Origin of the sequence: Microbacterium sp. R86528 (genome assembly GCF_044596335.1) — a bacterium.
Lineage (GTDB): Bacteria > Actinomycetota > Actinomycetes > Actinomycetales > Microbacteriaceae > Microbacterium > Microbacterium marmarense.
This window is the reverse complement of record NZ_CP138996.1, coordinates 955,832-967,816: the sequence shown is the minus strand read 5'-3', so window position 1 is coordinate 967,816 and position 11,985 is coordinate 955,832. Positions and strand designations below refer to the sequence as shown.

Sequence of the window (11,985 nt, the reverse complement as noted above, 5' to 3'; positions counted from 1 at the left end):
GTCTTGACACGGGCGCACAGGCTGGGCATCCTGGAAACAGATCAACTCAACGCTCGGGCGACACGCCGGCTATGCCGCGGCCCCGAGCGTTGAGTCTTGTTCGGGGCTGTTCGTTGATGTCAGCGACTACGCAAACCGGTGATCGCGTGCTTGGATAGACACATGACTGACGACCGCACCAAGCCCGAATTCGACGCACCCGAGGGCCCTGCCCCCACAGAACTCGTTGTTCGCGACATCATCGTCGGCGACGGCGCTGAAGCAAAGCCCGGCGACACTGTCACCGTGCACTACGCAGGAGTCGAGTACGAATCCGGAGAAGAATTCGATTCGTCCTGGAACCGCGGCGAGACAATCCAGTTTCCGCTTCGCGGCCTGATCCAGGGCTGGCAGGACGGTATCCCAGGAATGAAGGCTGGCGGACGCCGTGAACTCGTCATTCCTCCCCACCTCGCCTACGGTCCCGCAGGTGGGCACTTCTTGGGTGGCAAGACTCTCGTCTTCATCATTGACCTGATCTCGGTCGGCTGAGCCCAACACGTTTCAAAGAGAAGGGTGGATGCTGCGGCATCCACCCTTCTCTTTTCGAGTTTTTTTCATTCATGGGAATAGATGTCTTGGCGTCTTGTTGGGGCAAGGGAGCGCAAGCGCGCCACACCCCAAAACTGTGAAGGATTACCACCATGGCAGAAACAATGATCGACGTTCCCGGGTACAAAGCTGGCACCTGGGTGTTGGACCCCGCTCACAGCGAGGTGACCTTCAGCGTTCGTCACATGATGATCTCGAAGGTGCGCGGCAGCTTCGGAGTAAAGAGCGCGACGATCGTCGCGCCCGAGAACCCGCTCGAAGCCCGGGTCGAGGCGACTGTTGATGCGTCGTCGATCGACACGAACGACGAGGGTCGCGACACACACCTGCGCTCGGCTGACTTCTTCGACGTTGAGACCTACCCCACGATTGAGTTCCGTTCGACCGCTACTCGGGTCGAAGCTGGCGACCTTTTCGTTGATGGCGATCTCACCATGCACGGCGTCACCAAGCCCGTCAGCTTTGAGCTAGAGCTGGGAGGCTTCGGTGTTGACCCGTGGGGAAACTACAAAGCAGGCGCCACTGCCACGACCGTGGTCAACCGCGAAGACTTCGGCCTCACCTGGAACGCGGCGCTCGAGACCGGCGGAGTGCTCGTAGGCAAAGACATCACCATCACGCTTGACTTGCAGGGATCGCTCGAGCAGTCCTGATCGCGGTTAGGAAGCGGGTGTCGGGCGCTCGGCACCCGCTTTCTTCGTGTCGGACGGCATCGATCGAGAGCTGCCAAGTCGCAGGCGATTCTGTGCGAGCAGAATGCCGACGAACACGATCACTGCGCCGGCCGGCTCGTTCCAGGTGAAGTGTTCGCCAAGAATGAGCACGCCCAGCAGCACCCCGACAAGCGGTGTGATGTATGTGACGGTGGATGCGCGTGTGGGACCCCAGGCGCGCACGGTGTTCTGGTTCCACACGTACACCACGCCGGTTCCCAATACCCCCAACAACAGCACGCAGACGATGATCCACGGGGTCAGCTGCACTGGCGTGAGAATCAGCACCGGAGAGAGCGCGAGCATGATCGCTGCCGCGATGCCGATGTTGAGAAATGAGAACATCACCGCGCTCATGCCGGTGTTCGCAACGAAGCGGCGCATGTAGGCGAGGCTGAATCCGTAAGACGCGGTCGCGCCTAGCGCGGCAAACTGAGCCACGATGCTCTGCGACAGATCGAGGCCTTGCCAAGGTGCGATGATCACCACTACCCCAGTGATTCCGAGCGCGATGCCAGCAACTTGCGCGGGCTTGAGCTTCTCCACGCGAAGCACGAGCCCGGCCATGACGGCCGTCATGATCGGCGTGGTGGCGTTGTAAATGCTCGCCAACCCTGATGTGACATGCTGCTGCGCCCACGAGAACAGCAAGAACGGCACCACGCAGAACGTGATCGCGAGCACAAACATGTGGCCCCAGATCCGCAGAACGCGCGGAAGCGGCTCGCGGCGGATGAGAACGAACAAGCCCAGTGCGAGTGCGCCCAGCACGAGTCTTGACCACACCACCTGTGCGGGTGAGAGCCCGTCGAGGGCGACCTTCATAAAGAGGAAGCTCGACCCCCACACCAGCCCCGCGAGCACGAACTGCACCGCCACCGAGACCTGGAGTCGTGACGGGGCATCAGGCAGGGGCGTAGGGCGGGAGACGCTGGGGGTGGGCACGTGCAGACTCTAGTCGTGCGTGAGTGCGTGCTGGCGCGTGCCGCAGTGCAACGACCGAAATCCGCTGAGGTATGACTGTTCGCCGCGTGTTCGGGGATCAACTCTCGGGCTGGTAGACTCTTGAGGTTGCCGTTTGATCGGCCGCGGATAAGAGAGCTCACGCATCAGGCGATGGGCGCCGCGCAACGAACAGAGAGGGGATCACCTATGGCACTGGAAGCAGACGCTAAGAAGGCGATCATCGAAGAGTACGCGACGCACCCCGGTGACACCGGATCCCCCGAGGTGCAGGTCGCGATGCTGACGCAGCGCATCAAGGACCTCACCGAACACCTCAAGGAGCACAAGCACGACCACCACTCGCGTCGTGGTTTGTTCCTTATGGTCGGTCAGCGCCGTCGTTTGCTCGGCTACCTCCAAGACGTCGACATCAGCCGTTACCGGTCGTTGATCGAGCGTCTAGGACTGCGCCGCTAGTCGCACCAGCGTTCAATCGCCTTTTTCAAGAAGTCGTCCCACGGTGTGGGGCGACTTCTTTTTTTGCGTGATGATCGCCGGCAGCCCGCCGCTACGCGCGAACGGCAAGGGCGAAGGGCAACACGCTCTCGGCGCCTGCGGCACGAAGCAAGCGGCCGGCGACCGTCAGCGACCAGCGGCTGTCGACGAAATCGTCGACCAGCAACACGGGCCCGGGTTCGAGGGTGTGAAGGCGCTCGACGAGTTCGTTGCTGACCCTGAAGCTGCTGGCGACGCCGGCAAGGCGGTAGGCGCTATTGCCATTGCTGTTTTTCGGGCCGTCTCCGGTGAGTTCTAGAGCACCAAGCCAGGGAAGTCTGCCGATGTGCGAAATCTCTCGAGCCAGCGACGCAACGAGTCGTGGGCGCGAGCGTGACGGCATCGACGCGACAGCGATAGGTCGCGGCCCCCAATCCCACTCGGCAAGCACTCGAACAATTGCCTGGGTTAGTGCTGGCGCGATATCGCTGTCAGGCGTGCTCGGCTGCAACAGCTCGCGCAGCGGACCGCCCCAACCAAGATCGGTGAGTCTCGCGAGCGCTCGTCCCGCGGCAAGTCGCTCGCCGACGGCGATCTTTCCGCGCAGGTCGACCCCCAGCGCAGACATGCCGCTTGGCCACTGTGCCCGCGGTTCGATAAGAACCCCGACCCGGTTCAAAGCCTCGTCGGCGCTGGTGGTGGCCGATGTGGCGATCTGAGTCGGGTACCACGGCGCCGTGCAGTTGTCGCATCGGCCGCAGGGCCGGGCTGCGGGGTCGTCGAGCGAGCGCTGCAGAAACTCCATCCGGCAGGCGCTCGTGGTCTCGTAGTCTTTCATCGCCCGCTGCTCGCTGCTGCGGGCGGCGCCGATGCGGGCGTAGCGCTCCGCGTCGTAGTGCCAGGGTGTGCCAGTGGCTCGCCAGCCGGACTGCACGCGCTCGACTGCGCCATCCACATCCAGCACCTTCAGCAGCAGTTCGAGCCGACTGCGACGCAGGTTGACCCGAGACTCCAAGGCGATTGTCGAGACAGTGCCACCGTCATGCTGCAACTCATCGATCACCGCGGCGGCTTTGGCCTCGTCAGGCATCGACGAAGAAGCAAAGTACTGCCAGATGGCCTCGTCTTCGGGCCCGGGCAACAGCAGCACATCGGCGTTCTGAGTCGCACGTCCGGCGCGCCCGACCTGCTGGTAGTAGGCCACCGGCGATGACGGTGCACCGAGATGCACCACGAACCCCAGATCAGGTTTATCAAAGCCCATCCCCAGCGCACTCGTCGCGACCAGGGCTTTCACCTCGTTGGCTTTGAGCTGTTGTTCCGCAGCTTCTCGTTCAGTGGGGTCGGTTTGCCCCGTGTAAGCGAGTACCGAATAGCCCGCTTCGCGAAGAAGCCTGGCGGTGTCTGCGGCTGCGGCTACGGTCAGGGTATAGATGATGCCGCTGCCGGGGAGTGAATCGAGGTTGCTGAGCAGCCATGCCAGCCGGCTCGCCGCGTCAGGCAAGCGCAACACGCCAAGCCTGAGGGATATGCGCGCGAGCGGCCCACGAATGGTGATCACGCCGCTCGTCAGCGAGCCGAGTTGTTCTTCGACGTCGTGCACTACACGCTCGTTCGCAGTCGCGGTCGTGGCCAGAACCGGAACGCCAGCCGGCATCTGCGCGATCAGGTCGCGTAGGCGACGGTAGTCGGGTCGAAAGTCGTGTCCCCAGTCTGAGATGCAGTGCGCCTCGTCGACGACGAGCAGCCCGACGCGGGCGATGAGGGCAGGAAGCTGCTCGTCGCGAAAGCGCGGGTTGTTCAATCGCTCTGGGCTCACCAGCAGCACGTCGACTTCGTCGTTGCCCAGACGCGTGAGAACCTCGCCCCACTCGTGTGCATTGCCAGAATTGATGCTGACCGCTCGAACGCCCGCGCGCGCAGCAGCAGCTACTTGATCTCGCATGAGTGCCAGCAGGGGTGAAATGAGAATGGTCGGGCCTGCTCCGCGGCGACGCAGCAGCAGCGTCGAAATGAAGTAGACGGCCGACTTGCCCCAGCCGGTGCGCTGCACGACGAGCGCTCGCGAATGGTCACGAACGAGCGCATTGATTGCCTCGAACTGGCCCTCGTGAAAGCGAGCATCGGCGTGCCCTACGAGGGTGCGAAGAACATCGAGCGCTTCGTCGCGAACATCGCCGGTCGGCTCGCCGCTCACGATTGCTCTCGATGCGATGGCGACTCCCGCGGGCGTCGTGAGCCAGTGGGGTCAGCGCGTCGACCTTCTCGAGCGGCGAGCGACGAATCGGAGAACAGCCATGTAGGTCGGGGCTCGACGAGTGGGCGAAAGACTCTTCGAACGGGCTTGGTAGCGAGGCCCAGCGCGATGAGCACCGATGCCACGATCACAAGCGGCAGCCAGATCCAGGTCGGCTCCAGGTTTCTGAGCACTCCTGACTCTCGCAGCGGATAGAGCACGAACGAGTGCAGCAGATAGACGTACATCGTGTACTGGCCGAAGTGAGTCCACCAGGTGCTGCGCAGCGGAACGAGAACAAAGAATGCCAACGACAACACCAATGCAATGCCCATGAGCGCCAGGCGCACACCGCCCGCCCACCACTGCGTGCCGCCCATGTCAGCGTACGAGTCGTCGTAGAAGAGCCAATGCCGAAGATTCACCGCGTTCCAGAGCTCCACGAAATTCCACGCTGCCCACCCGGCGATGGCGAAAACGCCGATCGCCGTGACGTACGTCCACCATGGGCGGCGTTCGAGCAGGCGGAGTCGATCAACGATCTGGTGCTCGCTCAACCACCATCCCAAGGTGAAGAACGGCAGCAGCCCCAGAGTGCGGGCGAGTGAGAACGTGTCACCGAGGTTGGTCAGGTAGCCGGCGCCGACCGAGATCGCGATGGTCCACAGCAGCGGCCAGCGAAGCAGTGCGAGATATGGCAGCACGAGGCGGAAGATACCCAAGGCGAGCAAGAACCAGAGCGTCCATGACGGCTTGGTGATGTTGGGGTCAGCGCGGCCCTCGACGAACCATTTGGTGACCGTCCACAAGAACTCGAAAATGACGTAGGGCACCAAAATGTCAGTGATGACACGCGCCATCTGTCTCTTGGTAGGTGCGGCTGACTTTGAGAAGTAGCCGGCGATGATCGCGAAAGCGGGCATATGGAATGCGTAGACGAGCAGGTACAGTCCGAGCGCTATATCGGAGTCATAGGTCAACCGCTGAACGGCGTGCCCTAGAACCACCAGCACGATGCAGGCGAACCGGGCGTTATCCCAGAAGGGCATCCGGCGCCTCGTCGACATGGCGGTGGCGCCCGTGTGAGGCGGGGTGGTTGCCACCGGGCCGGTCGGAGAGGGGGAGTGCGCGGATTCAGTCATAGCCGAGGCCACCATATCCCGCCACACGAGTGTGCGCAGGTGCTGAAATGGAGGTGTAGCGTCAAGGCTCCCGGGGCTGGCTTCTGCCCGGTCCACGGAACGAGGGACATAGTGTCCGCTGCAAGTCCAGTCCTCGGCGTTATTGGCGCCTCCCGCAAGCCCGACGAGCGACGGGTTCCCATTCATCCGGGTCACCTTGAGAGAATCCCCGTCGAGCTGCGGCCTCGAGTCTTGCTGGAGCAAGGTTACGCGGAGCGCTTTGGCATCGGCGACGAAGCCCTACGGCCCTTTGTCGGAGCCATACTGCCGCGAAGCGAGATCATCGCGAGTTCTGACACGATCCTGTTGCCCAAGCCCCAGCTGCAAGACCTTCGCGAGCTCCGCGACGGTCAGACACTCTGGGGGTGGCCTCACCTTGTTCAAGACGAAGCCATGACGCAGCTCGCTATCGACAAAGGTTTGACGCTCATCGCGTTCGAAGCCATGCAGCACTGGGGTGCAGATGGCGCCTTCGGGCTCCACGTCTTCCACATGAACAACGAGCTCGCGGGCTACTGCTCGGTACTGCACGCGCTCGAGCTGTGTGGGTCCACAGGTGATTACGGACGAAGGCTCACCGCGGTTGTCATCGGCTTTGGCGCCACAGCGCGAGGGGCGGTAACCGCGCTGCGCGCCCACGGCGTTCACGACGTGCGTGTGCTGACCAACCGTCGCACCGCATCTGTCGCCTCGCCCATCCATTCCGCGCAGATGATCCAATTCGATCACGATGACGGGCCATATCTGAGCGAGGTCATCACTGACGAAGGTCGGCTGCCACTGGCGCCGTTCCTTGCCGAGAGTGACATCGTCGTCAACTGCACGTTGCAAGATCCGAACCAGCCACTGCTGTACCTGCGAGAGCGGGACCTCGACGCGTTCCGGACGGGAAGCTTGATTGTCGATGTGTCGTGCGACGAGGGCATGGGATTCGAATGGGCGAGACCCACAAGTTTCGCTGACCCGATGTTCACCGTGCACGGCCGCGTGAACTACTACGGAGTAGACCACAGCCCGTCACACCTATGGAACTCGGCCAGCTGGGAGATCAGCGAGGCGTTGCTGCGCTTCGTCCCGACCGTCATGAACGGCCCGCAAGCCTGGAGTCAAAGTGAGACGATCAGAAGGGCGATTGAGATTCAAGATGGGGTGATCATCAACCCCGCAATTCTCGAGTTCCAGGGTCGCGCAGCGAAGCATCCACACGCACGAGGAATATCCTGACGCAAGCCGCGTTGCATGAGATACATTCAAATGCATAGAAAATGCGAGGAGCGATCATGAGCGACGTCACATCCCAGATGCAGTTCGGCATCTTCACTGTCAGCGATATCACCGAAGATCCAACGACCGGTGCAACGCCGACCGAGCGTGACAAGATTCGTGACACCGTCACGCTCGCTAAACACGCTGAAGATGTCGGACTCGATGTGTTTGCACTCGGCGAACACCACAATCCGCCGTTCTGGTCCTCATCGCCCACCACAACACTCGCCTATATTGCGGCGCACACTCAGAACCTCGTGCTCTCTACGGCCACGACACTGATCACGACCAACGATCCTGTCAAGATCGCCGAAGACTTCGCCATGTTGCAGCACCTGTCTGACGGCCGAGTCGATCTCATGCTCGGGCGCGGCAACACCGGGCCCGTCTATCCGTGGTTTGGCAAAGACATTCGGCAGGGATTGCCGCTGGCGATCGAGAACTACAACCTGCTGCACCGGCTATGGCGCGAAGAGGTGGTGGATTGGGAAGGCAAATTTCGCACGCCACTGCAGGGTTTCACATCAACGCCCAGACCCTTGGACGGCGTTGCACCGTTCGTATGGCACGGTTCCATTCGCACCCCTGAGATTGCCGAGCAGGCGGCCTATTACGGTGACGGATTCTTCGCCAACAACATCTTCTGGCCAAAGGAGCACTACCAGCGCCTGATCGCACTGTACCGTCAGCGCTACGCCCACTACGGGCACGGTACGCCTGAACAGGCGATCGTGGGCCTCGGCGGCCAGGCGTTCATGGCGGCGAAGTCGCAAGACGCCGTGACCCAGTTCCGTCCGTACTTCGACAACGCACCGGTGTACGGACACGGTCCCTCACTCGAAGACTTCAGCGAGATGACACCGCTCACGGTCGGCTCGCCCCAGCAGGTCATTGATCGCTACGCCTCGATGCGCGAGTACTACGGCGACTACCAGCGGCAACTGTTCCTGATGGATCACGCGGGCCTTCCGCTCAAGACGGTGCTTGAGCAACTCGATATCCTCGGCGGCGAGGTTGTGCCTGCGCTGCGCAAAGAGTTCGCCAAGAATCGACCCGCCGATGTGCCAGATGCGCCGACACATGCGCAGCGCGTTGCGACGGCGAACGTCGAGGTGGCTCGATGAGCGCTCGCCGTATCGCGGTAGTGTCTGCCGGCTTGTCCAGCCCGTCCTCCACTCGCATGCTCGCCGATCGCTTGGCGGCCGCGACCATCGCGGCGCTGGGGGAGCAGAACGTAGCTGCCACCACTGATGTGTTCGAACTGCGCGACTTCGCGCACGACATCACGAACAACCTGCTGACCGGGTTCGCTCCCGCCTCGCTCGATTCGATGATCAACACCGTGGTATCAGCAGATGCCGTGATCGCGGTGACGCCCATCTTCTCAACCAGCTATTCCGGACTCTTCAAGTCGTTCATCGACGTGCTTGAACCGAATGCACTGGCGACCAAGCCCGTGCTGCTCGGTGCCAACGCCGGTACAGCTCGGCATTCACTGGCTATCGACTACGCAATTCGGCCGCTGTTCACCTACTTGCACGCCGAGCCGGTGTCGACGGGGGTGTTCGCGGCGTCGAGCGATTGGGGCACCAGCGGCGATCAGGTCGCCCCGTTGAGCGAACGGATTCAGCGCGGAGCGCGGGAGCTTGCCGGGGCTATCCTCCGCCACGAATCCACGCCGAACGCCGACCCTTTCGATCCGTCGGCCTACTTGGGTGGCGGGCAGTCGTTTGGTCAGCTGCTCGGCGGCTCGGCCGGCGAGTAGCTTCGGGTTCAGTCGAGCCCAATCAGGTGAACGCAGTGCGAACGGATGGCGTTCAGTCGCACTCCCGGTGACGTGCGGGCAAGGACTGTATGAACACTCGTGCGCGATGGCCGGTTTGAAGCACATGCACGCCAACATGGCCTCACCCTGGAGACGTGAGAGTCGCACTGCTCGCCGAATCGTTCCTGCCGCACATGAATGGCGTCACCGGGTCTGTGTTGCAGGTGCTTCGCCACCTTGCCGCAGGTGGCCACGAAACGCTCGTGATCGCGCCGCGATCAGGGGAGGTGGATGCTGATCTGCATGGCGCGCAGACGGAGCTGTTGCGATCAGTGCCGCTGCCGAGCTATCCAGAGGTGCGGGTGGTTTTCGCTCGCGCTGCACGGTTGACGAGCATCCTGCGGGCGTTCAACCCTGATGTTGTGCACCTGGCGTCGCCGTTCGTTCTTGGCTGGCAAGGCGTGGCCGCAGCCGATGCGCTCAAGATTCCCACGGTGGCTGTCTATCAGACCGACATCGTCGCGTACGCGCAAAAGTACGGGCTGCCGAAAGCGACTGCTCTCGTCAGCGGTCACGTCGCTCGACTGCACCGCCGCGCCACGCTCACGCTCGCACCGTCATCGGCCTCGCAACGGCAACTCGAGCAACTGGGCGTGGACCGCCTGCGGCGGTGGGGTCGTGGCGTCGACATCGAACGCTTCTCGCCTTCGCGGCGCAGCGAGCAATGGCGCTCTCGCGTAGCGGGGGAGCGCACGGTGGTTGGCTACGTGGGGCGTCTGGCCCCCGAGAAGCAAGTGGAAGATCTGCGTGTGCTCACCGACCTTGAAGGTATTCAGCTCGTCGTCGTAGGCGATGGCCCTTCGCGCGCCACGCTGCAGCGGATGCTTCCGCAAGCGGTATTCACCGGGCACCTGTCGGGTGCCGACTTGGGTGAAGCGATAGCGAGCTTTGACGTCTTCGTCCACACCGGCGAGAGCGAGACCTTCGGCCAGACGATTCAGGAAGCGCTCGCCAGTGGTGTGCCTGTCGTGGCTCCCGGCGTCGGAGGGCCTGCAGACCTGGTGCGATCGAGCGTTGACGGATGGCTCTACCGTCCGGGTGATCTCGACGAACTGCGAGCGCGAGTGTCTGATCTCGTCGGCGATGAGAGCAAGCGTCGGGCTTTCGCCCGAGCTGCTCACGAATCGGTTCAAGAGCGCACCTGGAGTGCTGTGTGCGCGCAGCTGGTTGAGTACTACGAAGAGGCGCGGGCGCTGCGGCCTCTTGACGATGCATTGCTCGCCCGTGCAGCGACGCGCCCGACGATCCCCGTCGTCGGTCTTGCGCCGCGATGGTCACGATACGTGGCCCTAGGGGACTCGCTTACCGAGGGGCTGTGCGATACCTCACGAGTTGAGGATGGCAGCCACCGCGGCTGGGCAGACCGACTCGCGCAATTGTTGGCCTTCAGGCGTGCCGATGCGCCTGCGTTGCACTACGCCAACCTGGCCGTACGCAGTCGCAGGGTGCGCGACCTTGCCGGTTCGCAGCTGCCGCAGGCGCTGCGGTTTCGGCCAGACCTCGTGTCCATCCTGATGGGGGGCAACGACCTGGTCAGTCACCGTACGGATCCCTGTGTGCTGGCTCGCGAACTCGAACAGGTTGTACGAGTGCTGCGAGACGAGGGTATCGATGTGCTCCTGGTGACTCCGTTTCTCCCGCGGCGTCTCACCGCGAAGCCGTTTGCCCGGCGCTTCGCGATCTACGCATCTGAGCTGCGCCGCATCGCTGCCGATACGGGCGCGATCCTGCTGGATCTGGAGTCATCGCCAGCAATTGGCGATGTGACCCACTGGGCCGAGGACCGAGTGCACTTGCGCTCGAGCGGTCACCGATTCTTGGCCTATCGCGCTGCGGAGGCACTCGGCGTGCCCGATGCCGAAGCGCTCGGAGGCCTCGACGCCGCGCTGCACGAAGACCGTGAACAGCCGACACACGGCACCTGGTTCGTTCGCGACGTGTTGCCGTGGATGTGGCGCCGAGTGCTCGGAAGAACCGCGGGCGACGGGCTGTCGGCAAAGCACGATTCCTGGACGCTCGTCGGTGGACGCGACGACGAGCGTTCGAATGCGCCGGTGAGCTAGATCCCTCTCACTCGAGCGGGATTGCTCGGCGCGACAGGATGGCGGCGAGAAAGAAGCAGACCGCGCCGATTGCGGTGCCGACGGTGGCCCAGAACGCGCTGAGCAGATCGCCGCTCGAGGGCAGCACATACGCGCCCACTGCTGAAACGCCGAAGGCAACCGCCCCGAGCGCATTGAGCCACGTTCCGTGCCACGTTCGCGCGTCCGTGTCCCAGAGCTGTCCTCGTCGCTGAGTCGCGATCAGCGCAAAGCCGCTGGCGATGAGGAAGGCCAACGAACCCCACGCGTCTGGACGCCACCCGACGCCCACCGCATCGGGCTCGCGAATAGACGCAAGCAGGGCGAGAATCGTTGAGAGGTTGAACAGCAGCGTCCCGACGAACTGCACGGCGGCACCGAACCAGTCGGCGCGATCAGCTCGGTTCATTTTCGCGTGCGGCACATGGCGGCCACTCAGGCTCAGTTGAATGAAGCCGGCGAGTGTGAAGAACACCGACCCGACCACGAACGTGACGTTCGTCGCAACGATGCCGACGGCGTCAGCGTAGAACGGGAGCGCACCGACGAAGAACAGTGCCGAACCCACCGCAAACCCCCACGCCTCGCGACGTAGACGTCTGACTGTGGTGGCGGCGCCGTTTGTCTCTGAATCCACGGGAAGCGTCACGGT

At 62.9% G+C, this 11,985-nt stretch carries 11 protein-coding genes; 7 read left to right on the top strand and 4 right to left on the bottom strand.

The window, feature by feature from the left end; all coding sequences use genetic code 11:
• Positions 1–162: 162 nt before the first annotated feature.
• Both SJY18_RS04760 and SJY18_RS04755 read left to right on the top strand, forming a co-directional pair.
• Complete coding sequence (locus tag SJY18_RS04760) at positions 163–531, top strand: FKBP-type peptidyl-prolyl cis-trans isomerase (protein WP_337338756.1); 369 nt, start codon at positions 163–165, stop codon at positions 529–531.
• Between the two features lie 152 nt (positions 532–683).
• Complete coding sequence (locus tag SJY18_RS04755; protein ID WP_396668565.1) at positions 684–1,244, top strand: YceI family protein; 561 nt, start codon at positions 684–686, stop codon at positions 1,242–1,244.
• Between the two features lie 6 nt (positions 1,245–1,250).
• Here the strand turns inward: SJY18_RS04755 and SJY18_RS04750 are convergent, their stop codons facing one another.
• Positions 1,251–2,249 (bottom strand): DMT family transporter, encoded by a 999-nt coding sequence (locus SJY18_RS04750; RefSeq protein ID WP_337338754.1) that lies wholly within the window; start codon positions 2,247–2,249, stop codon positions 1,251–1,253.
• Between the two features lie 207 nt (positions 2,250–2,456).
• Here SJY18_RS04750 and rpsO point away from each other — a divergent pair, with 207 nt between their 5' ends.
• Positions 2,457–2,726 (top strand): 30S ribosomal protein S15, encoded by a 270-nt coding sequence (gene rpsO, locus SJY18_RS04745; protein ID WP_337338753.1) that lies wholly within the window; start codon positions 2,457–2,459, stop codon positions 2,724–2,726.
• A gap of 91 nt (positions 2,727–2,817) precedes the next feature.
• Here the strand turns inward: rpsO and SJY18_RS04740 are convergent, their stop codons facing one another.
• Together SJY18_RS04740 and SJY18_RS04735 are read right to left on the bottom strand one after the other, a co-directional pair.
• A complete protein-coding gene (locus tag SJY18_RS04740) occupies positions 2,818–4,941 on the bottom strand; it encodes a RecQ family ATP-dependent DNA helicase (RefSeq protein WP_396668564.1) in 2,124 nt (707 codons plus the stop codon).
• Positions 4,938–6,122, bottom strand: coding sequence for an acyltransferase family protein (locus tag SJY18_RS04735; RefSeq protein ID WP_396668563.1), 1,185 nt, complete (start codon positions 6,120–6,122; stop codon positions 4,938–4,940). The genes SJY18_RS04740 and SJY18_RS04735 overlap by 4 nt, the downstream gene beginning before the upstream one ends.
• Positions 6,123–6,233: 111 nt before the next feature.
• Between SJY18_RS04735 and SJY18_RS04730 the strand changes: the two genes are divergently transcribed.
• The 4 genes from SJY18_RS04730 (at position 6,234) to SJY18_RS04715 (ending at position 11,315) form a co-directional block, all read left to right on the top strand.
• A complete protein-coding gene (locus SJY18_RS04730; RefSeq protein WP_396668562.1) occupies positions 6,234–7,385 on the top strand; it encodes a N(5)-(carboxyethyl)ornithine synthase in 1,152 nt (383 codons plus the stop codon).
• A 77-nt stretch (positions 7,386–7,462) separates the two neighbouring features.
• Complete coding sequence (locus SJY18_RS04725; RefSeq protein WP_396668880.1) at positions 7,463–8,551, top strand: LLM class flavin-dependent oxidoreductase; 1,089 nt, start codon at positions 7,463–7,465, stop codon at positions 8,549–8,551.
• Positions 8,548–9,192: a CE1759 family FMN reductase gene (locus SJY18_RS04720; RefSeq protein WP_337338749.1), complete on the top strand. Its 645-nt coding sequence runs from the start codon at positions 8,548–8,550 to the stop codon at positions 9,190–9,192. The genes SJY18_RS04725 and SJY18_RS04720 overlap by 4 nt, the downstream gene beginning before the upstream one ends.
• Before the next feature lie 155 nt (positions 9,193–9,347).
• The gene (locus SJY18_RS04715; RefSeq protein WP_396668561.1) at positions 9,348–11,315 is read left to right on the top strand and encodes a glycosyltransferase; all 1,968 of its coding nucleotides are present in this window, start codon (positions 9,348–9,350) and stop codon (positions 11,313–11,315) included.
• 7 nt (positions 11,316–11,322) lie between these two features.
• On the opposite strand, the gene SJY18_RS04710 is transcribed toward SJY18_RS04715, so the two are convergent.
• On the bottom strand, positions 11,323–11,982 hold the full coding sequence (locus tag SJY18_RS04710; protein WP_396668560.1) for a hypothetical protein: 660 nt from the start codon (positions 11,980–11,982) through the stop codon (positions 11,323–11,325).
• Positions 11,983–11,985 lie beyond the last annotated feature (3 nt).

Bases quoted from the DNA above. Each gene is read 5' to 3' on its own strand.
- SJY18_RS04760 (WP_337338756.1), top strand. From the start codon at position 163: ATGACTGACGACCGCACCAAGCCCGAATTCGACGCACCCGAGGGCCCT.
- SJY18_RS04755 (WP_396668565.1), top strand. From the start codon at position 684: ATGGCAGAAACAATGATCGACGTTCCCGGGTACAAAGCTGGCACCTGG.
- rpsO (WP_337338753.1), top strand. From the start codon at position 2,457: ATGGCACTGGAAGCAGACGCTAAGAAGGCGATCATCGAAGAGTACGCG.
- SJY18_RS04735 (WP_396668563.1), bottom strand. From the start codon at position 6,122: ATGACTGAATCCGCGCACTCCCCCTCTCCGACCGGCCCGGTGGCAACC.
- SJY18_RS04725 (WP_396668880.1), top strand. From the start codon at position 7,463: ATGCAGTTCGGCATCTTCACTGTCAGCGATATCACCGAAGATCCAACG.
- SJY18_RS04720 (WP_337338749.1), top strand. From the start codon at position 8,548: ATGAGCGCTCGCCGTATCGCGGTAGTGTCTGCCGGCTTGTCCAGCCCG.